Origin of the sequence: Methylocystis sp. SB2 (assembly GCF_049817085.1) — a bacterium.
Classification (GTDB): domain Bacteria; phylum Pseudomonadota; class Alphaproteobacteria; order Rhizobiales; family Beijerinckiaceae; genus Methylocystis; species Methylocystis rosea.
In genome coordinates this window covers 2,016,489-2,041,821 of the sequence record NZ_CP187401.1, presented here as the reverse complement: position 1 = coordinate 2,041,821, position 25,333 = coordinate 2,016,489, and the positions used below count along the sequence as shown (strand labels likewise).

23 protein-coding genes are annotated in these 25,333 nt (G+C 63.8%); 11 read left to right on the top strand and 12 right to left on the bottom strand.

Going from position 1 to position 25,333, the window contains the following annotated elements; all coding sequences use genetic code 11:
• Window positions 1–12: 12 nt before the first annotated feature.
• Together ACPS74_RS09990 and ACPS74_RS09985 are read right to left on the bottom strand one after the other, a co-directional pair.
• Complete coding sequence (locus ACPS74_RS09990; protein WP_029650923.1) at window positions 13–1,317, bottom strand: UDP-glucose dehydrogenase family protein; 1,305 nt, start codon at window positions 1,315–1,317, stop codon at window positions 13–15.
• Between the two features lie 145 nt (window positions 1,318–1,462).
• On the bottom strand, window positions 1,463–3,757 hold the full coding sequence (locus ACPS74_RS09985) for an NADP-dependent malic enzyme (RefSeq protein WP_193392187.1): 2,295 nt from the start codon (window positions 3,755–3,757) through the stop codon (window positions 1,463–1,465).
• Between the two features lie 299 nt (window positions 3,758–4,056).
• Between ACPS74_RS09985 and ACPS74_RS09980 the strand changes: the two genes are divergently transcribed.
• Window positions 4,057–4,983, top strand: coding sequence for a hypothetical protein (locus ACPS74_RS09980; protein WP_029650917.1), 927 nt, complete (start codon window positions 4,057–4,059; stop codon window positions 4,981–4,983).
• A gap of 141 nt (window positions 4,984–5,124) precedes the next feature.
• Here the strand turns inward: ACPS74_RS09980 and ACPS74_RS09975 are convergent, their stop codons facing one another.
• Window positions 5,125–6,141: a DUF3616 domain-containing protein gene (locus ACPS74_RS09975; protein WP_157055261.1), complete on the bottom strand. Its 1,017-nt coding sequence runs from the start codon at window positions 6,139–6,141 to the stop codon at window positions 5,125–5,127.
• 121 nt (window positions 6,142–6,262) lie between these two features.
• Between ACPS74_RS09975 and mutS the strand changes: the two genes are divergently transcribed.
• Window positions 6,263–8,944, top strand: coding sequence for a DNA mismatch repair protein MutS (mutS, locus tag ACPS74_RS09970; protein WP_029650913.1), 2,682 nt, complete (start codon window positions 6,263–6,265; stop codon window positions 8,942–8,944).
• A gap of 238 nt (window positions 8,945–9,182) precedes the next feature.
• Window positions 9,183–9,605, top strand: coding sequence for a hypothetical protein (locus ACPS74_RS09965; RefSeq protein ID WP_029650911.1), 423 nt, complete (start codon window positions 9,183–9,185; stop codon window positions 9,603–9,605).
• 26 nt (window positions 9,606–9,631) lie between these two features.
• Here ACPS74_RS09965 and rsmD read toward each other — a convergent pair whose 3' ends face one another.
• Entirely contained in the window at window positions 9,632–10,189 is a 558-nt protein-coding gene (gene rsmD, locus ACPS74_RS09960; RefSeq protein WP_029650909.1) for a 16S rRNA (guanine(966)-N(2))-methyltransferase RsmD, read from the bottom strand.
• 3 nt (window positions 10,190–10,192) lie between these two features.
• Window positions 10,193–12,184, bottom strand: coding sequence for a pseudouridine synthase (locus ACPS74_RS09955; protein WP_239753701.1), 1,992 nt, complete (start codon window positions 12,182–12,184; stop codon window positions 10,193–10,195).
• 57 nt (window positions 12,185–12,241) lie between these two features.
• Between ACPS74_RS09955 and ACPS74_RS09950 the strand changes: the two genes are divergently transcribed.
• On the top strand, window positions 12,242–12,688 hold the full coding sequence (locus tag ACPS74_RS09950) for a nucleoside deaminase (protein ID WP_029649499.1): 447 nt from the start codon (window positions 12,242–12,244) through the stop codon (window positions 12,686–12,688).
• Window positions 12,689–12,749: 61 nt separating this feature from the next.
• Here the strand turns inward: ACPS74_RS09950 and ACPS74_RS09945 are convergent, their stop codons facing one another.
• Both ACPS74_RS09945 and ACPS74_RS09940 read right to left on the bottom strand, forming a co-directional pair.
• Complete coding sequence (locus ACPS74_RS09945) at window positions 12,750–13,613, bottom strand: patatin-like phospholipase family protein (protein ID WP_029649497.1); 864 nt, start codon at window positions 13,611–13,613, stop codon at window positions 12,750–12,752.
• Entirely contained in the window at window positions 13,610–14,494 is an 885-nt protein-coding gene (locus tag ACPS74_RS09940) for an alpha/beta fold hydrolase (RefSeq protein ID WP_029649495.1), read from the bottom strand. The genes ACPS74_RS09945 and ACPS74_RS09940 overlap by 4 nt, the downstream gene beginning before the upstream one ends.
• A gap of 208 nt (window positions 14,495–14,702) precedes the next feature.
• Here ACPS74_RS09940 and ACPS74_RS09935 point away from each other — a divergent pair, with 208 nt between their 5' ends.
• Complete coding sequence (locus ACPS74_RS09935; RefSeq protein ID WP_018406360.1) at window positions 14,703–15,287, top strand: carbonic anhydrase; 585 nt, start codon at window positions 14,703–14,705, stop codon at window positions 15,285–15,287.
• A 111-nt stretch (window positions 15,288–15,398) separates the two neighbouring features.
• Here ACPS74_RS09935 and ACPS74_RS09930 read toward each other — a convergent pair whose 3' ends face one another.
• The 5 genes from ACPS74_RS09930 to ACPS74_RS09910 form a co-directional block, all read right to left on the bottom strand.
• Window positions 15,399–15,740: a rhodanese-like domain-containing protein gene (locus tag ACPS74_RS09930; RefSeq protein WP_029649493.1), complete on the bottom strand. Its 342-nt coding sequence runs from the start codon at window positions 15,738–15,740 to the stop codon at window positions 15,399–15,401.
• A gap of 17 nt (window positions 15,741–15,757) precedes the next feature.
• Window positions 15,758–16,111 (bottom strand): carboxymuconolactone decarboxylase family protein, encoded by a 354-nt coding sequence (locus tag ACPS74_RS09925; protein WP_018406358.1) that lies wholly within the window; start codon window positions 16,109–16,111, stop codon window positions 15,758–15,760.
• Entirely contained in the window at window positions 16,108–19,344 is a 3,237-nt protein-coding gene (locus ACPS74_RS09920) for an efflux RND transporter permease subunit (protein WP_029649490.1), read from the bottom strand. Before ACPS74_RS09920 ends, ACPS74_RS09925 begins: the two co-directional genes overlap by 4 nt.
• The gene (locus tag ACPS74_RS09915; RefSeq protein ID WP_029649488.1) at window positions 19,341–20,330 is read right to left on the bottom strand and encodes an efflux RND transporter periplasmic adaptor subunit; all 990 of its coding nucleotides are present in this window, start codon (window positions 20,328–20,330) and stop codon (window positions 19,341–19,343) included. The genes ACPS74_RS09920 and ACPS74_RS09915 overlap by 4 nt, the downstream gene beginning before the upstream one ends.
• A gap of 107 nt (window positions 20,331–20,437) precedes the next feature.
• Window positions 20,438–20,674 carry a high-potential iron-sulfur protein gene (locus ACPS74_RS09910; protein WP_083481330.1) on the bottom strand — a complete coding sequence of 79 codons (237 nt, stop codon included), beginning with the start codon at window positions 20,672–20,674 and terminating at the stop codon, window positions 20,438–20,440.
• Window positions 20,675–20,834: 160 nt separating this feature from the next.
• On the opposite strand from ACPS74_RS09910, the gene ACPS74_RS09905 reads away from it, so the two are divergent.
• From ACPS74_RS09905 to ACPS74_RS09880, 6 genes are all read left to right on the top strand, one after another.
• Window positions 20,835–21,194 carry an ArsR/SmtB family transcription factor gene (locus tag ACPS74_RS09905; protein WP_029649486.1) on the top strand — a complete coding sequence of 120 codons (360 nt, stop codon included), beginning with the start codon at window positions 20,835–20,837 and terminating at the stop codon, window positions 21,192–21,194.
• Window positions 21,191–21,391 (top strand): YgaP family membrane protein, encoded by a 201-nt coding sequence (locus tag ACPS74_RS09900; RefSeq protein WP_018406353.1) that lies wholly within the window; start codon window positions 21,191–21,193, stop codon window positions 21,389–21,391. The genes ACPS74_RS09905 and ACPS74_RS09900 overlap by 4 nt, the downstream gene beginning before the upstream one ends.
• A 66-nt stretch (window positions 21,392–21,457) precedes the next feature.
• Entirely contained in the window at window positions 21,458–22,147 is a 690-nt protein-coding gene (locus ACPS74_RS09895; RefSeq protein ID WP_029649483.1) for a Crp/Fnr family transcriptional regulator, read from the top strand.
• A gap of 98 nt (window positions 22,148–22,245) precedes the next feature.
• Window positions 22,246–23,529: an NAD(P)/FAD-dependent oxidoreductase gene (locus tag ACPS74_RS09890; protein WP_029649481.1), complete on the top strand. Its 1,284-nt coding sequence runs from the start codon at window positions 22,246–22,248 to the stop codon at window positions 23,527–23,529.
• Window positions 23,530–23,577: 48 nt separating this feature from the next.
• Window positions 23,578–23,736, top strand: coding sequence for a cytochrome oxidase putative small subunit CydP (gene cydP, locus ACPS74_RS09885; protein WP_029649478.1), 159 nt, complete (start codon window positions 23,578–23,580; stop codon window positions 23,734–23,736).
• 19 nt (window positions 23,737–23,755) lie between these two features.
• Window positions 23,756–25,330, top strand: a complete 1,575-nt coding sequence (locus ACPS74_RS09880; RefSeq protein ID WP_029649477.1) for a cytochrome ubiquinol oxidase subunit I — start codon at window positions 23,756–23,758, stop codon at window positions 25,328–25,330.
• Window positions 25,331–25,333: the final 3 nt, after the last annotated feature.

Here is a 25,333-nt window from a genome sequence, read left to right as displayed (position 1 = left end):
GCGTAAGCCCTCTCACGTCCGTCCGACGCTCACATAGGTGAAACCGCGCTTGCGCACGTCGCCCGGGCGATAGACGTTGCGCAGATCGACGATGATCGGCTGCTTCAAGAGGCTTCTGACCCGATCGAGATCAAGCGCGCGAAACGCGTCCCATTCGGTGACGATGGCGAGCGCGTCGGCCCCCTCAAGCGCCGAATAGGCGTTGTCGTGGAAAGTGACTTCCGGCATCAGCGGACGCGCCTGCGCCATACTCTCCGGGTCATAAGCATGCACCTGCGCCCCGTCGCCGGCGAGCGAAGCGACAATGGCGAGCGAAGGCGCGTCGCGCATGTCGTCGGTGTTGGGCTTGAAGGCCAATCCCAGGAGAGCGATCTTCTTGCCGCGCACCGAGCCGCCGAGCGCGTTGATCACCTTGCGCGCCATCGCCCGCTTGCGCGCGTCATTGACGGCGACCACCGTTTCGACGATGCGCAGCGCCGCGCCCTCGTCCTGCCCGGTTTTGATTAGCGCCAGCGTATCCTTCGGGAAGCAGGAGCCGCCATAGCCCGGCCCGGCATGCAGGAATTTCCCGCCGATGCGCTTGTCGAGGCCGATGCCGCGCGCGACGTCCTGCACATCAGCGCCGACCTTCTCGCACAGATCGGCGATTTCGTTGATGAAGGTGATCTTCGTCGCGAGAAAAGCGTTGGCCGCGTATTTCGTGAGCTCCGACGTGCGGCGCCCAACGAAGACCAGCGGCGGCGCGTTCAGCGACAGCGGTCGATAGATTTCCTCCATCACTTCGCGCGCGCGGGGATCCTCGATGCCGATGACGACGCGGTCGGGGCGCTTGAAATCCTCGATCGCTGCGCCTTCGCGCAAGAATTCAGGATTGGAGACGACGGTGAAGTCGGCGTCTGGATTGACTTCGCGAATGATGCGCTCGACTTCGTCGCCGGTGCCGACGGGGACGGTCGATTTGTTGACGACGACCGTGAATCCTTTGAGCGCTTTGGCGATGGTCTGTGCGACGGCGTAAACGAAGGACAGATCCGCATGGCCGTCGCCGCGCCGGGACGGAGTGCCGACAGCGATGAAAACCGCGTCCGCGCCACTCACCGAGGATTCGAGTTCGGTGGTGAAGGAGAGCCGGTTTTGTTCAACGTTATTGGCGACGAGCTCGTCTAAGCCTGGTTCAAAGATCGGTATCTCGCCCGATTTCAGGCGTTCGATCTTGTTCGCGTCGGCATCGACGCAAATGACGTTATGGCCGAAGTCGGCGAAACAGGCGCCCGAGACCAAACCCACATAGCCAGAACCAATCATCGTAATGTTCATCAGCGTCAATCTCTCGCTTCATGTGCGATGCCTCCCAAGGGAGGTCGCGCGGGGAAGCCGCGCGGGTGATGGTGAGCAGAGTGCGGGACGCGCGGTTCAGCCCGCCCGCGCCTTATCGCGCGACTCTAACCCATCAAGGGGTTGGTCATCCGCCGACGCCAAAGGCGGCGAGCGCCGCCATATTGACGATCTCCGTGTCCGTCGCGCCGAGTTGGACGATTTGAATCGGTTTGTCGAGTCCGACGATCAGCGGACCGAGAACGGTCGCGCCGCCAAGTTCCTGTAACATTTTTGTCGAAATAGCCGCCGAATGAAACGCTGGCATGACAAGAACGTTCGCCGTCTCGGTGAGTCGCGAAAACGGATAGGCGCTCATCAAATCCTTGTTGAGCGCAATGTCCGCGCCCATCTCGCCCTCATATTCGAAATCGACGCGCCGCTGGTCGAGAACGTTGACCGCCTGATGCACACGCGCCGTGCGCTCGCCGGGCGGATAGCCGAATGTCGAAAAGGCCAGCATGGCGACCCGCGGCACGAGGCCGATGCGACGCGCCACGCCGGCCGCCTCGATGGCGATTTCAGCCAGCTCGTGGGCGTCGGGCATTTCGGTGATCGCCGTATCGGCGACGACGACGACGCGGCCATTGGCGAGAATGATCGACGCGCCGATGACGCGGTGGCCCGGCTTGTGGTCGACGACGCGACGCACGTCTTCGAGCGCGTGGGAGAAATTGCGCGTGACGCCCGTCACCATGGCGTCGGCGTCGCCCTGCGCCACCATCGCCGCGGCGAAATGATTGCGGTCCTGATTGATCAGCCGCTGGCAGTCGCGCATCAGATACCCCTTGCGCTGCAGGCGCTCGAACAGGAACTGCGCATAGACCGAATTGCGGCTCGAGAGTCGGGCGTTGTGAATTTCGATCTCTGCGGGAAGCTCAAGGCCGGCGTTCGCCGCCGCTTCCTTGACGCGGTCCTCCCGGCCGACGAGCACGGCGCGTCCGAAACCCTGATGAACGAAGGAGAGGGCGGCTCGGATCACCTGCTCCTCTTCGCCCTCGGCGAAGACCACGCGCTTGGGATCACGCCGCACGCGTTCGTGAATCGTCTGCATCAGCCCGGCGATCGGATCGCGCCGCGCCGATAGCTCGGCGCGATAGGCTTTCATGTCGACGATGGGGCGTCGCGCGACGCCGGTGTCCATCGCCGCCAGCGCCACGGCGGGCGGAATGATGGAGATGAGGCGCGGGTCGAAAGGCGCCGGAATAATATAGTCACGGCCGAAACGCGGCCGGGCGCCGCGGTAGGCGTTGGCGACTTCGTCAGGCACGTCCTCGCGGGCGAGATCGGCGAGCGCCTTCGTCGCAGCGATCTTCATTTCCATGTTGATCGTCTTGGCGCGCACGTCGAGCGCGCCCCGGAAAATATACGGAAAGCCCAAGACGTTATTGATCTGGTTGGGATAGTCTGACCGTCCCGTGGCGATGATCACGTCGGCGCGCGTGGCGCGCGCTTCTTCCGGCGTGATCTCGGGGTCGGGATTGGCCATGGCGAAGACGATCGGATTGTCCGCCATGCTGCGAAGCATGTCTGGCGTCAGGGCGCCCTTGACCGAAAGGCCGTAGAAGATGTCGGCGCCTTCCAGCGCCTCAGCGAGCGTTCGCGCCGTGGTGTCGACGGCGTGCGCGCTCTTCCACTGATTCATCCCCTCCTGGCGGCCGCGATAGACGACGCCCTTGGTGTCGCACAGGATGACGTTGCGCGGATCGAAACCCATCGCTTTAGCGAGATCGAGACAGGCGATGCCCGCGGCGCCGGCGCCGTTGCAGACGAGTTTCGCCGATCCGATATCGCGGCCCGTCAGCAGCAGCGCGTTGAGCATGCCGGCGGCGGAGATGATCGCCGTGCCGTGCTGATCGTCATGGAAGACCGGAATGTCCATGAGATCGCGTAGCCGCTCCTCGATGACGAAACACTCCGGCGCCTTGATGTCTTCGAGGTTGATGCCGCCGAATGAGGGGCCGAGATACCGCACGGCGTTGACGAATGCGTCGACCTCCTTCGCATCGATCTCGAGATCAATGGAATCGATGTCGGCGAACCGCTTGAACAGCGCGGCCTTGCCTTCCATCACCGGCTTCGCCGCAAGCGCGCCGAGATCGCCAAGCCCGAGGATCGCCGTGCCGTTGGTGATGACGGCGACCATGTTGCCGCGGGTCGTATAATCGAACGCCGCTGAAGGATCCTTGGCGATGGCGAGCACCGGCGCGGCGACGCCCGGCGAATAGGCGAGCGACAGGTCGCGCTGAGTCGCCATCGGCTTCGAAGCGATGACGGCCAGCTTGCCGGGCCGGCCGCGCGAATGAAACAGCAGCGCCTCCTTGTCTGATATCGCCGCGCGCTGCTCTCCTTCCGCCCGATTTTCCGCCATGTCGTCGGCCATCTCCGCCCCTTTGCTTGTTGCGACGCAACACGGCGACCATACCCGGAGCGTGGCTACGTCCACAAGCGCTTTGCCCAAGGCGGCCGCGCCAAGCGTCACGGAACCAAGCGTCACGGAACAATGACGAAGCGTCAGAGTTTTAGGGCATGCGCGGCTGTCCACGCTGCGGCTTAGGTCACGATCCCGGACAGCACAGCGGAAGCGGAGGTTTCAATGAGTGGCATCATTTATCTCGTCGGACTCATCGTCGTTGTTCTGGCGATTTTATCATTTCTTGGCCTGCGCTGAGGAGACGGCAGATGACTGACTACGTGCAAACGGGGCTCGACGTCAGGCCGTCACGCGGCGAAGCCGCTGCGGTGGCGGCCGCCGAAGACATGTCCGGCCGGTCGACCAACACCGATTGGGCCGCCATCATCGCCGGCGCAACGATCGCCGGCGCAATTTCCTTCATCATGGGGGCCTTCGGTTCGGCGATCGGCCTGTCGATGACGTCGCCATATGGCGGCGCGTCCTTGGTTGTGCATCTGATCGCGTTGACGCTCTGGGTGCTCTGGATCACCGTTTCGAGCTTTGCGGTCGGCGGCTACGTCACGGGACGGCTGCGCCGGCGCGCCGGAGACGTTTCGCAAGAAGAGGTGGAAGTTCGCGACGGGGTCCATGGCCTCGTGCTCTGGGCAGCCGCGATCGTGGTGTTTGCGCTCATCGCCGGCGCTTCTATCTTCCAGCTCGCAAAGACGGGCGTTGCCGCAGCGGCGTCTTCAGAGGGCGCGAGAAGCGAGACGTCGACGCTTGCGCCCACGGTGACTCCGGTCGAGGAGCGGGTCGACTTTCTGTTGCGCGGCGATGGCGACGTGAACGCAAGGGGCGTGACGATGCCGGCCGAATATCCGCGCGCGATCGTGAAGCGCATCGTCGAGCGCGGCTTGGCGACAGGCGAAATCTCCGGAGAAGATCGCGCCTATCTCGTCAATGTTCTCGCTTCGCGCTCCGGCCTCGCCCCGCAGGAAGCCGAACGGCGCGTGGATCTGAGCGCCGAACGCCTGCGCGAAGATCAGGCGAAGGCGAAGGAGACGGCCGAGACGGCGCGCAAGACCGGCATCCTGCTCGCCTTCCTTTCCGCAGCGACAATGCTGCTCGGCGCGGTGGCGGCGTGGTACGGCGCGACGCTCGGCGGGCGCCATCGCGATGAAAACGTCGGCGTCGCGGCGTTCTCTCGCTTCTAAATGGAGGTATGAAATGTTCCGGTCTGTCTTGCTGTGGATGCTCGGGATTCCAATACCGATCATCATCCTGCTGGCGCTGTGGCGCTAACATCCGATGCGATGAGAGAAAGCCCCGGAAGAGCGTTCTTCCGGGGCTTCTTTTTATGGCTTGCGGGGAATGTTGAAGACCAGAGGCGCGCCGTCTTGTCCGCCGTCCGAGAGCACGAGCAAGCGATAGCGTCTGGGGTTCAGCTCAAGCACTGCGATGGCCTCGGGCTTGATGAGGCTGCCTTTCTTCCCTAGCGGCGCGTTTTGAAGATCGATCGCTGCGAGTTCTCTTGGTTGCACAGCTAGGCCGGTCGTCAATCCGCGCAACTCGATGATCGAATAGTCCGCTGGCGATTCAGCGTCGCTGGGTCCAACAAGAGCGAGCGCCTCGCCGTCCGCGATTGCGAGATCTCGAAAGCCCTTGTTGGCGCCCAGCCGAACCGTTGCGAGAGAGGGTTGAAGATCGCCTCCCTCGAAAAGAGCCCTTGCGTCGACGCTGACGATGTAACCGTTTCCTTCCACATTCGGCGCACGCAAGGCAAAAAGCAGCCGCCCATTCGCTGCCGCCATGCCCTCGATGTCGACGCGGTTGCGGCCCGGGGCCCTGTCGCAGCGGCAGTCGCCGGGAACGGCATAGGACGCAAGTTCGGGAAGGCCGCGCATCGCGTCCCACAGGCGCTCGCTGTGCGCCAACGTTCCGATATGGCCGTTCTCGTCGGCCGTCAGCCGGTAGACTCGTCGGCTGTCAGAATTGTCGCAGCATGTTTCGCGCTTTGCGGCGTGAGATCCGGCCACGTAAAAATAGCCGCCGTCGACGGCGGCTGCTTCGGCGTCGAGCTCCTTCTCCACGCCGGTGAATTCGAAGGGCTCGCCGACATAAACGAGCCGCTCGCCCTTGATGCGCATGAAGGCGCCCTGTCGGCCTTCATCGACGGCCAGCACACACATGCCGCTCGTTCCGCAGGCAAAGCCGCTGAACGCTTCATTCGCCCTTTTCGCCGTAAAGGGATGCTTGTCGACTTGCCAGGGGGTTGACGATTCCGGCGCAACGCGATCCGCGGCGAAAGCGGCCGAACACAGCCAAGCGCCAGCTGCGGCAAGTGCAATAGGACGATAGATGGCGGCAATCATCGAAGTCTCCAATCCCAATCCGGCAAGCAACAGGCGAATCTAGGCCCGGGCGGACGCGTCGTCCACATGCAAGCGCATTCCGCGCGTGGCGCTTGCGCCGCGACGCCGTTACACTGGCGGCATGAAACACACAGCGCCCGTTCCTGCTCAAAATCTCAATGACCAGGCGCAGACGCGCGCGACACCGATGATCGCGCAGTATATCGAGATCAAGGCGGCGAACGCCGATTGCCTGCTCTTCTATCGCATGGGCGATTTCTACGAACTGTTCTTTGAAGACGCGCAGACGGCGTCGCGCGCGCTCGGCATCATGCTGACGAAGCGCGGCAAGCATCTTGGCGAAGACATTCCAATGTGCGGCGTGCCGGTCGAGCGCGCCAACGACTATCTGCAAAAACTCATTGCGCTCGGACATCGCGTCGCCGTCTGCGAGCAGACCGAAGACCCGGCCGAAGCCAAAAAACGCGGGGCGAAATCGGTGGTGCGGCGCGACGTCGTGCGGCTGGTCACGCCCGGCACGATCACCGAAGACGCGCTGCTCGATCCCACGAGACACAACGCCTTTTTAGCCGTCGCCCGCGTGCGCGGGGAGGACGGCCGCTGGCGGTACGGTCTGGCGAGCGTCGATATTTCGACGGGCGCCTTTACGGTCTGTGAGCGCGAAGAGAATGCGCTCGGCGCCGAGATCGCGCGCCTGGAGCCGCGCGAAATCATCGCCGTCGACGCGCTGTGCAGAGACCCATCGCTTGCGGCGATCTTCGAAGGCGCCGGCGCGCCCATCGCGCCGATCGGCCGCGACATCGGCGACGGCGCTGACGCGGCAAGACGCCTCATGGCGTTCTACACTGTGGCGACGCTCGAAGGTTTTGGCGACTTCAGCGACTGTGAGCTCGCCGCAGCTGCGACCGCGATTCTCTATGTCGAGCGCACGCAAAAGGGGCAGCGCCCGGCGCTGTCGCGTCCGACAAGTCTGCGCGCGCTGACGGCGCTTGAAATCGACGCGGCGACGCGCGCCAATCTCGAACTGACGCGCACGCTGTCCGGCGCGCGCGAGGGCTCGCTGCTTTCGGTCGTCGATCTCACCGTCACGCCCGGCGGCGCGAGGCTCTTGGCCGAACGGATCGCGGCGCCCTTGACCGACGCGCGACTGATCGCAGCGCGTCTCGACGCTGTCGCCTTCTTTTTCGAAAAGTCGGATCTGCGCGGCGCGCTTCGCGCCAAGCTCGCGCGCGCGCCGGATCTTTCTCGCGCCTTGTCGCGTCTTTCGTTGGAGCGCGGCGGCCCGCGCGATCTTGCAAGCGTCGGCGTCGCGCTGGACGCTGCGCGGGACATCGCGGGTCTTTTCGCGCAGCTCGATCCCCCAATGGAGATCGCTACGGAGGCCCAAACGCTTTCTCAAGCGGACATCGCGCTGGCCGGCGAAATCGCCGCAGCCTTGAAAGACAGCCTGCCGCTCGACAGGCGTAACGGCGATTTCATTCGCGAGGGGCGCGACTCCGAGTTGGACGAAGCGAGACGCTTACGCGACGCAAGCCGCAAGGTGATCGCCGAGCTGCAGGGACGTTACGCCGAGCTCACCGAGACGAAGCTGAAGATCAAGCACAATAATTTTCTCGGCTTTTTTCTCGAAGTGTCGCTGGCGAACGGTGAGAGGCTGCTGCGGCCGCCGTTCGACGCGACCTTCACGCATCGCCAGACCATGGCCGACGCGATGCGTTTCTCGACGCGCGAACTCGTCGAACTCGAAGCGAAGATCGCTTCGGCGGCCGATCGCGCTCTGGCGCGGGAATTGGCGATCTTCGACGCGCTGGTCGCGGGCGTTTGCGCGCGCGCCGAGGACTTGCGGCGTCTCGCCGAAGCCTTCGCGCGGCTCGATCTCTACGGCGCGCTCGCCGAAGTCGCAGAAAAGCGCGGCTGGACGCGCCCGCTGATCGACGCCTCACTGCATTTTGAAATTGTCGGAGGCCGACATCCCGTCGTCGAAGCTTCGCTGCAGGCGCAAGGCAAGGCTTTCGCCGCGAATGACTGTGATCTTTGCGGCACGGAGGGCGGCCGAATCGCCGTCGTCACCGGGCCGAATATGGCCGGCAAGTCGACCTATCTGCGTCAGCACGCGCTCATCGCGCTCCTGGCGCAGACGGGCTCCTACGTTCCTGCGCAGTCCGCCCGCATCGGCGTCATCGACAGGCTGTTCTCGCGTGTCGGCGCCTCCGACGATCTCGCCCGCGGTCGCTCGACCTTCATGGTCGAGATGGTCGAAACCGCGGCGATCTTGAACGGCGCGAGCCCGCGCTCGCTCGTCATTCTCGATGAAATCGGTCGTGGCACGGCGACATTCGACGGACTTTCGATCGCCTGGGCGACGATCGAACATCTGCACGAAGTGAATCGCTCGCGCGCGATCTTCGCCACGCATTTCCACGAATTGACGCAGCTTGCAAAGCGGTTGCCGCGCCTCGTCAATCTGACGATGAAGGTGACCGACCATGCCGGCGATGTGGTGTTTCTGCATGAGGTGATCAAAGGCGCGGCCGACCGCTCCTATGGCGTGCATGTCGCTCAGCTCGCGGGCCTGCCGGTGAGCGTCGTCGCGCGTGCGCATGCGATCCTCGCGGAGTTGGAAGCGGCCGACCGACGCGCGCCGGTCGAGACCTTGATCGACGATCTACCGCTCTTTGCACGCCTCGCTGAGGCGGCGGCGCCGAAGGATTCGTTGCGCGACGCGCTACATGAGATTGATCCGGACCAGATGACGCCGCGTGAGGCGCTCGCCGCGCTTTATGAATTGAAGAAGAAACTTTGAAAGCGTTTTTTGCGGTTTAAAGACAAGCCTCCAGCTCGTGACTAAGTCGCAGACCGCGGCGCGTTAGGCGCGCACACTCAAACACATCGAGCCCCGTTGCGTTCGTTTGACGCCAAGACGCGTCGAACGAAGGCGCAAGGATCGGGGCTATACGCCGGCGCCGCCTGCGGCCTTCGCTACGCATGTCCGTCTCTCATCCGACGGCGCCGACAAATACTCTGACATCGGAGAACGCGTCATGATTCTCGTGTTAATCTTCGTCGGCGTCGCTTTGGCGGCAGGCGGCGTGCTCTCATTGCTCGACCGACAGTTCAGGGTCAGCAAGGTGACGGCGGTCCTCGCCTTCGTCGGCGGATTGATCATGGTCGTTGGCGCGGAAGCCGGATTGATCGGCTCCAGCTCATCCTTCTTCAAAGCGCAGCAGATTAAAACGTCGGCCTGCGAATTGGACGGCGAGTCCGCGTATCCTGAAAATCGCCGCTTGGATCCAGATCACCTGATCCGCAAATATATTTTGGGGTGCATGGCGCGGTCAGGCTATGCCTGGACAAGCGATCACGAGCACTGCAGGGAAGCGCCGCTCGCCACAAATCCGTTGTGCTATCTGCCGACCGGCCTTTTCGATCGCGCGGTGACGAAAGTCCAAGTCGCTTTCGAATAGGGCGCGCTACGCGGTAGCCGCCGACCCTAATGAGAATAGCGCGCGAAGACGAATTGCGTGTCGCCATAGCGGCGTTCGTCTTCGCGCAGCAAATTCGGCGGCAGGTTGATTTGCGCCTTGGCGCTTTCTTCGACGACGACGATGGCGTCCGGCGCAAGCCAGCCGCCATCGACAAGCGCAATAAGCGCTTGCGTCGCGAGATCCTTGCCGTAAGGCGGGTCAAGGAAGGCGAGCGAAAACGTTTCGCCCGCCGGCGCGGCGCCAAGCTTGGTGGCGTCCCGGCGAAAGATGCGCGTGACGCCGCCAAGCCCCAGCGCCTCGATATTGGCGCGTAGCAGCGCGCGCGCCTCCGCGCCGTCGTCGACGAAAAGCGCCCGCGCCGCGCCGCGCGATACGGCCTCAAGGCCAAGCGCGCCGGCGCCGGCGAAGAGATCGACGACATTCGCGCCCGATACCGGATCGCCGAAGCGATGCGCGAGAATGTCGAAAACCGATTCGCGCAGCCGTTCGGACGTTGGTCGAATGGCCTGCGAACGTGGTCCCGAAAGCGCCCGACCGCGCAGGGCGCCGCCGACGATGCGCATGGTCTATGCGCCGCGCGGCTTGCGTGGTCCCTTCGGCGGCCCTTTGCGCGGTCCCTTGAAGGGCCCCTTGGGCGGTCCTTTGCGCGGCGCGCCTCGACCGCCCGCGGGACCTTTGCCCGGCCCGCTGCGGGGACCTTTGTGCGGCCCCCGAGACGGTCCGCCGCTGCGCGAGGGCCGCGCGTCTCCGCCCGAGCGGGGCTGATCGAATTTGCGCTCGCGGGGCGCGCGCTCGCCAGCCGAAAAGTCGCGCTCGCCGCTGCGCGCCGGCCGCTTGTCGAATGTCCGCGGCCGTTCCTGGCGCGTCGCGCTGGCGCCGCGCGTATCGCGTCGGGCCTCGTCGCCGTCGCGACGCGGCGGACGCTTGTCGAACCGCGCGTCATCGCGACTGGCCGTGCGATAATTCCTCTGACCGCTCGCACGGTCGTCCGGCCGCTTCTCGAATCTCTGCGTGTTGCGCGGGCGTTCGTCGCGCCCCTCGGCGCCCCGATCGCGCGGCGCTCGCGTTGTCGGACGCGCGCCGCGCTGATCATCGAAGCGCGGCGCGCGGCGCTGTTCCGGCGCGGCCCGCTCGTCGCGGCGGCGCCCGTCCTCGCGCGGGAAACGCTCGCCGCGCGGTTTGCTGTCGCGTGACGGGCGTTCGGTTCGCGCCTTCGGCTGGTGCGGCGCGCCATCGGCGCGCATCGCCTCGAAACGCCGGGCGTTGCGCGAAGGCGGCGCCGCCGTCTCGTCTCGTCGCCGCGTCGGAGTCACCCGCTCGACGGCGACGGCGCGGCCCTTGCGATCGGCGACCGCGCCGCGCGTCACGCGCGCTCGCGGTCCGGCGTCGCGTCGCTCGTCCTGCTCTTTGCGCAGCGTGGAGACATGTTTGCGCGGACGCTTCTCGGCGCGCTGACGAATCTCCTGCTGCTCCGCCGGCTCCTTCTCGCGCAGCGGCGCGGCGAAATCGACGCCGGCGAGTTCGGCGAGCGACTTGCCCAATTGCTCGCGCAGCATTTTCAATCGCACTTCTTCGACGGCGCCTTCCGCGAGATCGCCGAGCTGGAAGGGCCCGTATGAGACGCGAATGAGCCGCGTCACGTCGAGCCCGAGATGCGCCATGACACGCTTGATCTCGCGGTTCTTGCCTTCCGTGAGGTTCATCGCGATCCAGACGTTGGCGCCTTGCTCGCGTTCGAGCCGCGCCTCGATCGGCGCATAGTGGATGCCGTCGATCGTCACGCCGTCGCCCAATGAATCGAGCTGCGTCTGATCGATCGCGCCATGCGCCCGCACGCGATAGCGCCGCGTCCAACCCGTCGCGGGCAATTCGAGCGTGCGCGCGAGGCCGCCGTCATTGGTGAGCAGCAGCAGCCCTTCGGTATTAATGTCGAGCCGGCCGACGCTGACGAGCCGCGGCAGGTCCGGATGGCGTTCCTCAAGATAAGAGAACACCGTGGCGCGGCCTTCTTCGTCGCGCGCGGTGGTGACATAGCCGGCGGGCTTGTGGAACAGAAAGAGTCGCGTGCGCTCGCGCGCCTGCATCGGCGCCCCGTCGACCGTGATCTTGTCGCTGTCGCTCACATTGAAGGCGGGACTCGTTTGCACGCGGCCGTTGACGGCGACGCGGCCTTCCGTGATCCAACGCTCCGCGTCGCGGCGCGAACAGACTCCGGCGCGGGCCATAACCTTGGCGATGCGATCGCCTTCGAAGGCGCCTTCGCGGGGCGTGGGCGCAGGGGCGGCGACGCGCTGCTTGCTGGGGGGCTTGGCGAAGGGCTTTGCGGGGGACTTGCCGGGCCGCTTATCGCGCGCGCTTTCGGCGTCGCGCGCGGCGGGCTTGTCAAAGCGAGGTTTGTCGAAGCGAGGTTTCTCAAGGCGAGGTTTGTCGAAGCGTGGCTTTGCAGGCCTCGAGTCTTCTCGCGCGGGATGTGCAGCCGGCGTCTTCTTGGCGGGCCGGCGCAAGGGCCGATCGCCGCCGGGGGAGCCGGCGCGGGTATTTCGGTTCTTTTCGGTCATGGGTTCTGATAGCAGGCGGCAAGCGCGCTTTGAAGCGCGATCGCTGAAGAGATGCAAATGAATGGCACGGACCTTTTCAGCGCCGCCTTCGAGCAGGCGCGCGCGGCGGCGGCGGCGGGCGAGGTCCCGGTCGGCGCGGCGCTTGCGCGCAATGGCGAAATCATCGCCGCCGCCGGCAACCGCACCCTGCGCGATCGCGATCCGACGGCGCATGCCGAGATGCTCGTCATTCGCCAAGCCTGCGTCGCACTCGGCTCAGAGCGCCTCGTCGACTGCGATCTCTATGTGACGCTCGAGCCCTGCGCCATGTGCGCGGCCGCGATTTCCTTCGCGCGCATTCGGCGGCTCTATTATGCGGCAAGCGATCCGAAGGGGGGCGCCGTGGAGCACGGGCCGCGGTTTTACGCGCAGCCGACCTGCCACCACCGGCCCGAAGTCTATGGCGGCATTCGCGAAAGCGAGGCGGCGCTGCTTCTTCGCGGATTCTTTCAGGCGCGACGCTAGACTCTGATTTAAGGGATGGAGCAGGATTTACGTTTGAAGCGGATCGCATCTGCGATCCACTTCAAACGATCCTGCTCCGAGCCTCTAACCGCAGCGCCGCCTGCGCCAGTCCCTGGCGCAGCGTGTCGCGGCAGGCGTCGCCGGCGGCGAAAATGCGCGATGCCTTGAAGAGGTCCAGCGCGAGATATTGATGCACTTCCGGTCGGATGAGCACGTCGGGCGGCCGCTCGGCGATCATGCGCGAACTGATCGCGTTCATCATGATCTGGCTCGCGACGATCATCGTCTCGAAGGCGGACGGCGGTCCCTTGCCAGTCTCGACGCCGAAATTGCCGGAGACGTCGACCGCGATGACAATGTCGGCAAGACCCCAGAGATGGTCATAAGGAAGGGGATTGACCAATCCGCCATCGACGAAATAGCCGTGATCGCTCGTGGCGGCGCGCACGATGCCCGGAATAGCCATGGATCCCGCCACTGCGGGACGCAATGGTCCCGTGGCGAAGACGGCCTCGATGCGGCGGCGAAAATCGGTCGCGACGACCTGCAGCGGAATGCTTAGATCTTCGAATCGTTCCGGCATGCCTTCGGGCCAGAAGGCGTGAAGAAAGCGCTCGCCGTCGAATAGCAGCGGATGCGCGACGCGGGACAGCAGCCGCTTTCGCCCCCGCGCCCGCGCATGAAGCAGCCGGCGCGCGAGTCCGATGCGGTTCTTGAGAATGGCCTGAGTGTGGGCGCGCAGCTCCGCGCCCGAGAAGCCCGCGGCGTAAGCGGCGCCGACGATGGCGCCGATCGAGGCGCCGGCGATGGCCACCGGCCGCACGCCCAATTCGTCGAGCGCCTCGAGCACGCAGATATGCGCAAGCCCGCGCGCGCCGCCGCCGCCAAGGGCGAGCGCGACGGTCTTGCCGCGATAGAGGCTCACAGGAATTTCTCCAGGGCGGCAAGCGTCTCCGCCGGCGCCTCCTCCATCGGATAAAGTCCGGAGTCGACGCGCGCCTCGGCGACATCATCGCCCCATTCGCCCCAGGCGGCGACGAGCGAGGGGCCGTTCGCGGGAAAGGTCGCTTCGCCGGCGACAATGAGCGTCGGCATGACGAGTCTCTTGCCCTCCGCCTTGTCCGCTGCAAGGTGCTCGCGATCGATGGTCGCGCCGGCGCGGAAGTCCTCGCAGAAGGCGTGAATGCGCGCCGGGTCGTTGAAGGCCTGGCGATAGGCGGCGAGCGGCTCCGCGCCGAACGGCTCCAGCGACTTCGCCTTGGTTGCATTCATCAGCGCATCGTCGAGAAAGCCGATCGGATCGAGACGGATCAGCTCTTCGGGCTTGGGCGCGTCAGCCGCGAGAAAACGCGCGCGTCCGACTCGCTGCAAATCCGCGTCGCCGAACTCATCGTTGATCGGCGCGATGTTGATGAGCGCAATCTTATCGAGCCGACCGGGCTGATCGAGCGCAAGCCGTTGGCCGACGCGCGCGCCCCTGTCGTGACCGATGAGCGCGAAGCGCACATGGCCGAGCGACTCCATGACGGCGACGACGTCGGCGGCCATTTCCCGCTTGTTATAGATCTCGCCCTTCTCGCTCGCCGGAACCGCCGACCAGCCATAGCCGCGAAGATCCATGGCCACGACCGTAAAGCGTTTGGCGAGCGCCGGCGCAATCTTACGCCAGGCGACATGCGTCTCGCCGAACCCATGCAACAGAACCAGAGGCCGGCCCTCGCCGTGGACGCGGGCGAATATCTTTCCAGCCGGCGCATCGATCCAATGCGAAGCGAAACCAGGAAAAAACTCTGCGGAATCGGACATTCGTTACAACCATCTCCCTTAGACCTGCGCATCTGCGCGAACGTTATACAATATCAGCACAGACGCTCCCGAAATATATATCGTTGATCGTCAAGCGACTATGTCACGAAGATCGCCCGCCTTGTCTGCTTGAAAAGGAAGCTGAAGCGCTTCAATGTTGAGGAAGGTCAAAAAAATTAGAAGCAACACGGAAACACGGGAGAGACACATGGCAAGCCAGATCGTCAACGAGGTCGTAACCGCGAACAATGCTTACGCCGCCAATTTTGGAAGCAAGAGCGAACTGGCGCTGCCGCCGGCGCGCGGTTTCGCGATCCTGACCTGCATGGACGCGCGTCTCGATCCCGCGAAATATGCGGGCCTGTCGGAAGGCGACGCGCATGTGATCCGCAACGCCGGCGGCCGCGCGTCAGATGACGCGATTCGCTCGCTCGTCATTTCTCATAAGCTGCTCGGCACCAAGGAGTGGTTTGTCATTCACCACACCAATTGCGGCATGGAGCTCTTCTGCGACGAGATCATGAGCGACTTGCTGGATGACAGCCTGGCGACGGCGAGTTTCGACGGCGAGAACTGGTCGAACCCGCAACATGGCGGCGGCTGCGCGGCCGGCCACTTCATCAAGTGGCACACGATCGAGAACCAGGAGGAAAGCGTCGCGCAGGACGTCGCGCGCATCCGTTCGCATCCGCTGGTGCCGAAAAACATCCCGATCTACGGCTACATCTATGATGTGAAGACCGGCAAGATCAACGAGGTCTCGGAAGCGACCAAGGTCGGCAAGGCGGCGTAACGCGCTTTTCGCGCAGGGAAGCAATCGACTTGCGTGTCAGCTTCGCTCTGGATCCCCGATCGCGCTAAGCGCGTCGGGGATGACAGATCGCGATGTCTACCTGAGTGGTTTCTATTCCACCGCGCCGCCGCTGGCGCGCCAGCCGCCGGTGCCCGGCGCGTAATGGCGAAGATCCTTTCGTCCGGCGCCCTGCGCCTGGGCCAGCGCCTTGGCCGAACGCCCGCCCGCCTGGCAAATGAGGACGACGTCGCCCTTCGGAAGCTTTGTCGGATCGAAGCTCGAGAGCGGCATGTTCTTGGCCCCCGGGACATGCCCGGCGCCATATTCATGCGGCTCGCGCACATCGACGATGGCGCAGGATTTGTCCGCGACGACGCGGCAGAAATCATCATGCTCGATCGTCGGCGCCGCGCCGCCGCCCGCGAGTTTCGACAAGAGAGAGCCTAGAGCCATCGTTCTTTCCTTTCGTCTCAGGCCTGCTTTTCGGCGTCGAACTGGGTGAACGCCGCGAGCGCGTGGCTCGCATACATCACCGACGGTCCGGCGCCCATGTAGATGCTCATGGCGAGCGTCTCCATCACCTCCTCGCGCGTCGCGCCGCGCTGTGACGCGGCTTTGGCGTGGAAAGCGATGCAATCGTCGCAGCGCACCGCGACGCTGACCGCAAGCGCGATCAGTTCCTTTGTCTTGGGGTCGAGCGCGCCTTGCGCGCCCGCCGATATCGCCATCGCCGAAAAGGCTTTCATCACCTCAGGCGAGCCGACGCGCAATTCTCTTATGTCGGCGGAGAGCTTCTTGGCGAGCGCCGCCCAGTCTTCGATCATGACGCACTCCTTGGGACTTCGTCGTCGCGCAGGACGACATAGATCGCGGGGATGACAAGCAAGGTCAGCGCCGTCGATGAGGCGAGGCCAAAGACCAGCGAAATGGCGAGGCCCTGAAAGATTGGATCGGTAAGGATAAAGGCCGCGCCGATGATCGCCGCGGCGGCGGTGAGAAAGATCGGCTTGAAGCGTACGGAGCCCGCTTCGATCAGCGCCGCGCGCAAGCTCATGCCGCCGGCGCGCAAATGCCGGATGAAGTCGACGAGCAGGATCGAATTGCGCACGACGATTCCGGCAAGCGCGATGAAGCCGATCATGGAAGTTGCAGTGAAGGCGGCGTTGAACAGGATATGGCCGATGACGATGCCGACGAGCGTCAACGGCACCGGTGCCAGGATGACCAGCGGCAGTTTGAACGAGCCGAACTGCGCGACGACCAGAAGATAGATGCCGAGCAGCGCCACCATGAAGGCTGCGCCCATGTCGCGGAAGGTGACATAGGTCACCTCCCACTCACCGTCCCAGAGCAGCGTGGGTTTGGAATCGTCGAGTGGCTGGCCGTGATATTTGATCGTCGGCGGACCTGAGGCGCCCCAATCAATCTTGTCGATCGCGTCTTCGACCGCGAGCATCCCATAGATCGGCGCTTCGAAACGTCCGGCGACTTCGGCGCTGACCATTTCGGCGAAGCGGCCATTGTGCCGGAAAATCGGATAGGAACCGAGTTCGCGCGTCGCCTTGACGACGTCGCCGAGCTCGACATTGGCGCCCTGACGCGCCGTGCCGCCGGCGGGCAGCGGCGTCGACAGGATGCGCTCGCTGGGCGTCATCGCCCCGCGCGGCAGCGCCACGGAAATATCGATGGGCTTGGCGCCGCCGCCCTTTTGCGAAAAGCCAATCTTCACGCCGCCGACCAGAGCGCCGATCGTGTCGTAGACGGCGCGCTCTTCGACGCCGTGATATTCGAGCGCTTCCTGATCGATCTCGAAGCGCAGGCGCTCTGCGCGCTGGCCGAAGCTGTCGTCCGTATCGACGACGAAGTCGACCGCGTCAAAAGCCTTGCGCACCTTCGCCGCAAGATCGCGCCCCGACTGCGCGTCGGGTCCATAGACTTCGGCGAGCAGCGTCGACAGCACGGGCGGACCCGGCGGCACTTCGACCACCTTGATCGCGGTATGTTCCGGCGCCGGCAGGCCTTCGAGCCGCTTGCGAATATCGAGCGCGATCGCATGGCTCGCGCGGCTGCGCTCGGCCTTCGGCTGCAGATTGATCGCCAGATCGCCCATCTCCGGCGCCTTGCGCATATAATAGTGCCGCACGAGACCGTTGAAGTTGAACGGCGCGGCCGCGCCCGCATAGGACTGAACGGAGGTCAGCTCCGGGATATCTTTCAGACGCTCGGCCGCCGCCGTCAGCACCCGATCCGTTTCTTCGAGCGAAGCGCCGCGCGGCAGATCGACGACGACCGCGATCTCCGACTTGTTGTCGAACGGCAGCAGTTTCACGCGCACGGTCTTCGTTGCGAAGAGCGCCATGGACAGAAGCGTCGCGAGACCGACGGCCGCAAGAAACCATTGCGAGCGCTTGCGGCCCTTCAGCAAGGGCGTCGCGACGCGCACATAGAAATTGCCCATGGGGCCGCGTTCATGCGCATGATCGACGCCGTCGCTGCGCTCCTGCGCGAAACGCTTGCCGGCGACTCTGAGCAATAGCCAGGGCGTGATGGTCATGGCGACAAAAAAGGAAAAGATCATCGCGAGCGAAGCGTTCGCGGGAATAGGGCTCATATAGGGCCCCATGAGACCCGAAACGAACATCATCGGCAGCAGCGCGGCGACGATGGTGAGCGTTGCGACGATCGTTGGATTGCCAACTTCAGCCACAGCCTCGACGGCGGTGTCGATCAGGCTGCGGGAGCCCCGCATTTGCCAATGGCGCACGATGTTTTCGACGACGACAATGGCATCGTCGACCAGAATGCCGATCGAGAAGATGAGGGCGAAAAGGCTGACGCGATTGATCGTGTAGCCCATCAGCCATGAGGCGAAAAGCGTGAGCAGAATGGTCGTCGGAATGATGACGAAGACGACGACGCCCTCGCGCCAGCCGACCATCACCACGATGAGCGCGACGATCGAGACGGTCGCGAGCGCGAGATGGAACAGCAGCTCGTTGGCCTTCTCCGTGGCCGTCTCGCCATAGTCGCGCGTCACCGCGATCTCAATATCGTCGGGAACGATGCGGCCCTTGACGGCCTCCAGCCGATGCATGACCTCGTCGGCGACGATGACGGCGTTAGCGCCTTTGCGCTTGGCGATGGCGATGCTGACGGCGGGGCGCTTATCAAGGCCGCCGGCGGCGTTGCGGGTCATTGTCCAGCTGAGCCGGTCGGGCTCGGCCGCGCCGACGCGCACATCGGCGACGTCTTTTACATAGACCGGCCGTCCGTCTCTCGTGGTGAGCAGCAGCAGACCGACATCGGGAACGCCCTGCAGAGTTTGGCCGGCGACGACCGGCACGGCGCGATTGGCCTCGCGAAACGCGCCGACGAGAAAGGAGCGGTTGGCGTTGGTCAGCTTGTCGATGAGCTGATTGAGCGTCACCCCAGATTGCGACAGGCGCTCGGGATCAGGTTCGACGCGGATCTGATTGGGGCTGCCGCCGACGATGTAACTTAAGCCGACGTCATTGACCTTGGTGAGGTCGTGCTGCAATTCCTCGGCGACTTGATAGAGGCCATTGTCGGTCCATCGATCGGCGCGCTCCGGCTTCGCCGACAGCGTCAGCACGACGATCGCCACGTCGTCGATGCCGCGGCCGATGATCAGCGGCTCGGGAATGCCCTTCGGCAATTCGCCGATATTGGCGCGTATCTTGTCGTGAATGCGCAGCACGGCGTTGTCCTGCGGCGTGCCGACATAAAAGCGCGCCGTGACGACCACATTGTCGTCGCGCGTCTGCGAATAGACATGCTCGACGCCGTTGACGCCCTTGATGATGTCCTCGAGCGGGCGCGTGATGAGTTCGATCGCGTCTTCAGCCTTATAGCCGTTGGCCGACACCATAATGTCGACCATGGGCACGGAGATCTGCGGCTCCTCCTCGCGCGGCAGCGAGCGCAGCGCGATCAGCCCGACGAGAATCGAGGCGATCAGCAGCAGCGGCGTCAGCGGCGAATTGATGAAGGTGCGGGTCAGCGTTCCCGAAATGCCGGGGCGAAACTCTGCGCTCATGGCGTCGACACCACGTCGCCGTCATGGAGGCCCGAAAGAATCTCGACGCCATCGCCGTGTGCTTCGCCAAGCTGAATGACGACCTCTTCGCCGGAGACGAGTCGGACGAAATCCACGCCGGCGCGCCGATAGACCGCGCTGCGCGGGATGATGATCGTGTCACGCTTGCCCGTCGTGACGTAAACCCGCGCCCGTTCGCCGACGAAATAATCGCCGAGCCCCTCAACGTCGACGTCGGCGATGACGCGGCCGCCCTGAATTTCGGGATAGACGATGCGCACGCGACCCTGTTTGCGCCCGCCGCCCGCCTCTTCGTGCAGGCCGCGCGCGCCGATCTCGACCTTGTCGCCGGCGCGCATGAAACGCGCGTGGCGCTCGGGCAATTGCAGACGCAGGATATATTTGTCTTCGGCCATCGTCGCGATGGTTTCGCCGGGCATGACGACGCGGCCGATGGAAACCGGAATGGTGAGGATGCGCCCTGGTCCCGGCGCGCGCACCGAGCCTTCCGCCGCCTGCTGTTCGATTACGCTGCGATCGGAGCGCAGCGCCGAGAGGTTGCGGTCGGCGACGTCGAGCGCCGTCTTCGCCTGATCAAACAGCGCCTTGGTATAGACGCCGCGCCGAAACAGTTCCTGCGCGCGATCGAAATCGCCCTGCGCCTTCTCGCGCTGCGCCTGCTGAGAGCGGATGCGCTGATCGAGCGCCTGCATCTGCAGAAAAAGTTTCTGATCGACGACCGACGCGATCTCGGCGCCGCCGGCGACGTCATCGCCCTCTTTGATCTTGAGCGCGCTCACGGTGCCGCCGATACGCGCCCGCGCCGTCAATTGATGCGCCGGCTCGACCGACGCGACGACGGCTTTAAGGTCCTCGACCGGGGCGACCCGGATCGTGACCTCTCCGGCATTCGCGCCCAAGGAAGCGCCCAAGGAATAAGTCAGCGCGGCGAGGAGCGCCGTCGGCGCAAAATGGTAGCGGCACATTGGTCTCATGCAGGCCAGTTATATGCACAAAACTTAAATTAGCAATAGCGAATTTAAGCTCGGGGAAGGAGAGGCGGCGCGCGGCCGCCGAAATTCCTGCGGTCGCGTCAGCCCCAAAGATTGCACCAGCCACGTGCGCTGACCGGCCCGCTCACCACGCCGCAGCCAGATGGGGCGTTGAACCAGGAGCAGTTGGCGCAACTTTGCCGGCCGTTGGGCGCGCCGCGATAGGCGGCGGCCGATTTGCTCGACTTCGCTTGCGCGCTCGTTATGCTCGATCCAGCCGCGACCGCGGCCAACAGCAACATCAAGGAGCGGCGCGTCGGCGCGAGACATTCAGCCATTTCACTCTCCCTTCGCAATTCGTCCGTTCTCGGACGATTCCTTTAAATTAGATTTATATAATATACTGAGTTCTTGTCGGCTTGAATGCGACATAAGCGCTCTTCGGAGACGCGTCTGGCGCGCTTGACAATTATATTCGATAATCGTAATTTAGATATCATGAATGTAAATCTGCTCGCGCTCGCGCCGAAGGCTGCGGAGGCCGAAAGCTTTCTCAAAGCGCTCGCCAATCGCCATCGGTTGATGGTGCTCTGCCAGCTGCACGGGGGCGAACTCTCCGTGACGAAACTGCAGGAGGCGATCGGGCTCAGCCAATCATCGCTCTCGCAGCATCTTGCGCGGCTGCGCGAGGACAAGCTGGTCAAGACCCGCCGCGAATCGCAGACGATTTACTATTCACTGGCCGATGGCAACGTCTCTCGGATCATCGGACTGCTCTATGAAATGTTCTGCGCCGACCAGTGCGGCAAGCCGGCCAAACCGCGCGCGCGCGCCAAATCGAAGGAACTCACCCGATGAGCATTGATCGCATCATCATGGCCTTCGCCGGGACCATGATCCTCCTCAGCCTGCTCTTGGCGCAGTTGTTCAGTCCGTGGTGGCTCTTGCTCACCGCTTTCGTTGGCGTCAATCTGCTGCAGGCGGCCTTCACGGGCCTTTGCCCATTGGCGATGGCGCTGAAGCGGTACGGCGCCAAATCTGGCGCCGCCTTCTAGGCGTCATCGATGTTCAGCATGGGTGCGTTAATCGTTCGCAGCGCGCTTAAGTGAAGACTTTGGATCGTGAGCGACGAAGGGCAGACGATGCCGTCCGATTGGATCGACGAAACGCCTTCCTTGCGTAGCCTCGACGCGGCGACGAAGGCGCTTGTGCGGGACTCCGCCATGCGCAAGCAAATTCCGCGCGGAGCCGTGCTGTTTCGGCCCGGCGATCGATGCGCCCAATTTCCGCTGATCGTTTCGGGCTCGGTGCGGGTGCAGCGGGTGACCGAATCGGGGCGGGAAATCGTGCTTTACCGGGTCGGCGCGAACGAAACCTGCGTTCTCACCACTGCCTCGCTGCTCTCGGATGACGCCTATGCGGCCGAGGGCGTCGCCGAAACCGACGTCACCGCCTATGTCGTGCCCGCCGATCGGTTCAACGCGTTGATGAACGCGTCGGAAAGTTTCCGTGCGCTGGTGTTCGACGGCTACGGCAAGCGACTTGCCTCGCTGATGTCGCGCATCGAGGAAATCGTCTGCACGCGCATCAATGTTCGCTTGGCCGAACGTCTTCTCGCGCTGCGCGGCGCCGGCGACAAGATCGCGGCGACGCAGCAGGCGCTCGCCGCTGACCTCGGCACGGCGCGTGAAGTCGTCGGCCGTACGCTGAAAGCATTCGAGCGTTCGGGCTGGGTGAAATTGTCGCGCGGCGGCGCCGAGATCGTCAATCTGGCGGCATTGCGATCGCTTTGCGACGCGCAGCGTGACTAAGTCGCGGACATGCGCGCGACAAGCGCGCATGTCGTCTCCGATGTGCGCAATCGTCAGCGCGAAACTTAATGCGCGCAAAGCGCAAAGGGGAGACTGAAATGGCTCATATCGTCGTCATGGGCGCGGGGATCGGCGGCGTCGCCGCGGCGCTGGAAGTCCGCGAGGGACTTGCAAAGCAACATCAGGTGACGGTCGTTTCGGAACTCGAGAATTTTCAGTTCACGCCATCCAACCCGTGGCTCGCCGTGCAATGGCGCAAGCCGGAAGAACTCAAGGTGCCGCTCGCGCCCGTCTTCAAGAAGAAGAAGATCAATTTCATTCCGGTGGGCGCAAAGCGCGTTCTGCCTGACGAAAACCGTCTCGAATTGCAGAATGGCGAGAGCGTCGCCTACGACTATCTCGTTATCGCGACGGGTCCCAAGCTCGCTTTCGAGGAAGTGCCGGGACTTGGGCCGCATGGCGGACATACGCATTCGGTCTGCACATTGCAGCATGCCGAGACGGCGTCCAAGGCCTATGAGGACTTCTGCAAGAATCCCGGTCCGATCATCGTCGGCGCCGCGCCCGGCGTCTCCTGTTTCGGTCCGGCGTATGAATACGCCATGATCCTTTCCACCGATCTGCGTCGGCGCGGCATCCGCGACAAGGTGCCGATGACGTACATCACGTCCGAGCCCTATGTCGGCCATCTGGGTTTGGGCGGCGTCGGCGATACGAAAGGGATGCTCGAATCGGCGTTCCGCGATCGCGACATCAAATGGATCGTCAACGCTAAGACGACCGCCATCGAACCCGGCCTTCTCAAATGCGCCGAGCTTGACGATCAGGGGCAGGTCAAGAAAGAGCACGAAGTGCCGTTCAAATTCGCGATGGTGATGCCGGCCTTCAAAGGCGTCGACGCGCTGATGGGCGTCGAGGGACTGGTCAATCCGCGCGGCTTCGTCATCATCGACAAGAATCAGCGCAATCCGAAATATCGAAATGTCTTTGGCGTCGGCGTCTGCGTTGCGATCCCGCCCGTCGAGGCGACGCCGGTGCCGACGGGCACGCCGAAGACCGGCTATATGATCGAGTCGATGGTGACGGCGACGGCGCATAATATCGCCGCACTCATCGCTGGGCGCGAGGCAAAGGAAGAAGGCACGTGGAATGCTGTTTGCTTAGCAGATTTCGGCGATAAGGGCGTCGCCTTCGTCGCCAAGCCGCAGATTCCGCCGCGCAACGTCAATTGGTCAAGCGAGGGGCGGTGGGTGCATCTTGCGAAGATCGCCTATGAAAAATACTTCCTGCGCAAGGTCCGCAAGGGACAGAGCGAGCCTGTCTATGAGCGGTACATCATGAAACTGCTCGGCATCGAACGGCTGCGCCGCGCACTGTCATAAGGCGGCGCCGCAGCCGTGCAACGCTAGGCAACGCTAAGGGATGAGTCGATGCGCACAAGGTCGTTAGGACGCGAGATCGCCATCGCGCTTGGTTTCAAGCTGCTGGCGCTCATCGCGCTTTACGTCGCGTTCTTCGGCCCTGCGCATCGCATCAAGGTGACGCCGGCGCAGATGGCGGAAGCGCTGTCCGCCACCGCGCCGCGCTGACATCGATCAGGAGCTCAAAATGTTCGAATTCGACGTCGTCACGCTCTCGCGCCTGCAATTTGCGCTGACGGCGATGTATCACTTCCTTTTTGTGCCGCTGACGCTGGGCCTCGCGCTGCTGCTCGCGATCATGGAAAGCGTCTATGTGATGACAGGGCGTGTCGTCTGGCGCGACGCGACGCAATTCTGGGGCACGCTGTTTGGCATCAACTTCGCCATGGGCGTCGCCACCGGCATAACCATGGAATTCCAGTTTGGCACCAACTGGGCCTATTACTCGCATTACGTCGGCGACATTTTTGGCGCGCCGCTCGCCATCGAAGGCCTAATGGCCTTCTTCCTCGAAGCGACCTTCGTCGGCCTGTTCTTCTTCGGCTGGAAGCGTCTAAGCAAGGTTCAGCATCTCGTCGTCACCTGGCTTGTCGCGCTCGGCGCCAATTTTTCGGCGCTGTGGATCCTTGTCGCCAACGCCTGGATGCAGAATCCGGTCGGCGCGGCGTTCAATCCGCAGACGATGCGCATGGAGCTCACGTCCTTCTCCGAGGTGTTGTTCAATCCCGTGGCGCAATCGAAATTCGTGCACACGGTCAGCGCCGGCTATGTGACGGGCGCGATGTTTGTCATGTCGATCGCCGCCTATTTCATTTTGAATCGTCGTCATGTCGATATCGCTCGCCGCTCGCTGACGGTGGCGGCGAGCTTCGGCCTCGCTTCCGCGCTTTCGGTCGTCGTGCTCGGCGATGAGAGCGGCTATACGGCGGGCGAGAACCAGAAGATGAAGATCGCCGCGATCGAGGCGATGTGGGAGACGGAGCCGCCGCCGGCGTCCTTCACGGTCTTCGGTTTTCCAGATCTCAAGAGCGAAACGACGAAAGACGAGATCAGGATACCCTATCTCCTGGGTCTGATCGCAACGCGCTCGCTCGATAAGCCGGTTGAAGGCGTGAAAGCGTTGGTAGAGCGCTCGGAAACGCGCATCCGCAACGGCATGGCGGGGTATCAGTGGCTCGCGAAAGAAGGCGGCCATCCGAACGCCGTCGTTCCGCCTGAACTCGATGCGTCGATGCGGGACGTCGGCCATTCGCTGCTCGTCAAGCGCATCAGGCCCGACATCGAGAATGCGACCGACGCGCAGATCCATGAAGCGGCGATGTCGACGATCCCCGACGTGCCGGTGCTGTTCTGGTCGTTCCGAATCATGGTGGCGCTTGGCTTCTATTTCATCGCGCTCTTCGCCGTAGCCTTTTACCTCTCGAGCCGACGACGCTTCGGGAAACCCTGGTTCCTGCGCATGACCATGTATAGCTTGCCGCTGCCCTGGGTCGCCGCCGAACTCGGCTGGATCGTCGCCGAATATGGCCGGCAGCCGTGGATCATCGACGGCACGATGCCGACGTTCCTCGGGGTCTCCAACATCCCCGCGTCGAATGTCGCGGCGAGCCTCGCGGCCTTCGTGCTGTTCTACAGCGCGCTCGCTATCATCGACGTCGCGCTGATCGTCAAATATGTCCGCATTGGACCGCGGGAGGAGGCCCAGCCTCAAAGCTCCGGCGCGCCCGTGCTTCCCGCGCCGGCTCCGGCGCAAACCCGATAGGAA

Coding starts and splice junctions, on each gene's coding strand:
- ACPS74_RS09990 (WP_029650923.1), bottom strand. CDS start 1,317: ATGAACATTACGATGATTGGTTCTGGCTATGTGGGTTTGGTCTCGGGC.
- ACPS74_RS09985 (WP_193392187.1), bottom strand. CDS start 3,757: ATGGCCGACGACATGGCGGAAAATCGGGCGGAAGGAGAGCAGCGCGCG.
- ACPS74_RS09980 (WP_029650917.1), top strand. CDS start 4,057: ATGACTGACTACGTGCAAACGGGGCTCGACGTCAGGCCGTCACGCGGC.
- ACPS74_RS09975 (WP_157055261.1), bottom strand. CDS start 6,141: ATGATTGCCGCCATCTATCGTCCTATTGCACTTGCCGCAGCTGGCGCT.
- mutS (WP_029650913.1), top strand. CDS start 6,263: ATGAAACACACAGCGCCCGTTCCTGCTCAAAATCTCAATGACCAGGCG.
- ACPS74_RS09965 (WP_029650911.1), top strand. CDS start 9,183: ATGATTCTCGTGTTAATCTTCGTCGGCGTCGCTTTGGCGGCAGGCGGC.
- rsmD (WP_029650909.1), bottom strand. CDS start 10,189: ATGCGCATCGTCGGCGGCGCCCTGCGCGGTCGGGCGCTTTCGGGACCA.
- ACPS74_RS09955 (WP_239753701.1), bottom strand. CDS start 12,184: ATGACCGAAAAGAACCGAAATACCCGCGCCGGCTCCCCCGGCGGCGAT.
- ACPS74_RS09950 (WP_029649499.1), top strand. CDS start 12,242: ATGAATGGCACGGACCTTTTCAGCGCCGCCTTCGAGCAGGCGCGCGCG.
- ACPS74_RS09940 (WP_029649495.1), bottom strand. CDS start 14,494: ATGTCCGATTCCGCAGAGTTTTTTCCTGGTTTCGCTTCGCATTGGATC.
- ACPS74_RS09935 (WP_018406360.1), top strand. CDS start 14,703: ATGGCAAGCCAGATCGTCAACGAGGTCGTAACCGCGAACAATGCTTAC.
- ACPS74_RS09930 (WP_029649493.1), bottom strand. CDS start 15,740: ATGGCTCTAGGCTCTCTCTTGTCGAAACTCGCGGGCGGCGGCGCGGCG.
- ACPS74_RS09925 (WP_018406358.1), bottom strand. CDS start 16,111: ATGATCGAAGACTGGGCGGCGCTCGCCAAGAAGCTCTCCGCCGACATA.
- ACPS74_RS09920 (WP_029649490.1), bottom strand. CDS start 19,344: ATGAGCGCAGAGTTTCGCCCCGGCATTTCGGGAACGCTGACCCGCACC.
- ACPS74_RS09915 (WP_029649488.1), bottom strand. CDS start 20,330: ATGTGCCGCTACCATTTTGCGCCGACGGCGCTCCTCGCCGCGCTGACT.
- ACPS74_RS09910 (WP_083481330.1), bottom strand. CDS start 20,674: ATGGCTGAATGTCTCGCGCCGACGCGCCGCTCCTTGATGTTGCTGTTG.
- ACPS74_RS09905 (WP_029649486.1), top strand. CDS start 20,835: ATGAATGTAAATCTGCTCGCGCTCGCGCCGAAGGCTGCGGAGGCCGAA.
- ACPS74_RS09900 (WP_018406353.1), top strand. CDS start 21,191: ATGAGCATTGATCGCATCATCATGGCCTTCGCCGGGACCATGATCCTC.
- ACPS74_RS09890 (WP_029649481.1), top strand. CDS start 22,246: ATGGCTCATATCGTCGTCATGGGCGCGGGGATCGGCGGCGTCGCCGCG.
- cydP (WP_029649478.1), top strand. CDS start 23,578: ATGCGCACAAGGTCGTTAGGACGCGAGATCGCCATCGCGCTTGGTTTC.
- ACPS74_RS09880 (WP_029649477.1), top strand. CDS start 23,756: ATGTTCGAATTCGACGTCGTCACGCTCTCGCGCCTGCAATTTGCGCTG.